Raw genomic sequence first — 257 nt, 5'->3', positions numbered from 1 at the left:
GGGGTCGCGGGTTCAAGTCCCGTTTGCCGCTCAAACTTAGGAAATATACTTTCCAAAGCGCGAGTAGCCCAGGTGGCGGAATTGGTAGACGCGCACGTTTCAGGTGCGTGTGTTTAACGACGTGCAGGTTCGAGTCCTGTTCTGGGCACTACATAAAAGATACATATTACACGGAGAGGTGGCGGAATTGGTAGACGCGCTACTTTGAGGGGGTAGTGACAATTGTGTCGTGGGAGTTCGAGTCTCCTCCTCTTCAC

General features: G+C 52.5%; 2 tRNA genes. Both read left to right on the top strand.

Annotated elements, in window-relative coordinates:
* Nucleotides 1-66: 66 nt before the first annotated feature.
* Nucleotides 67-148, top strand: a tRNA-Leu gene (locus HMPREF0673_RS12325).
* A gap of 24 nt (nucleotides 149-172) precedes the next feature.
* A tRNA-Leu gene (locus HMPREF0673_RS12320) sits at nucleotides 173-256 on the top strand.
* Nucleotide 257 lies beyond the last annotated feature (1 nt).

Source organism: Leyella stercorea DSM 18206, from assembly GCF_000235885.1.
In the GTDB taxonomy this organism is placed as follows: domain Bacteria; phylum Bacteroidota; class Bacteroidia; order Bacteroidales; family Bacteroidaceae; genus Prevotella; species Prevotella stercorea.
The sequence above is the reverse complement of the archived record's forward strand: the minus strand, read 5'-3'. Positions and strand labels throughout refer to the sequence as shown.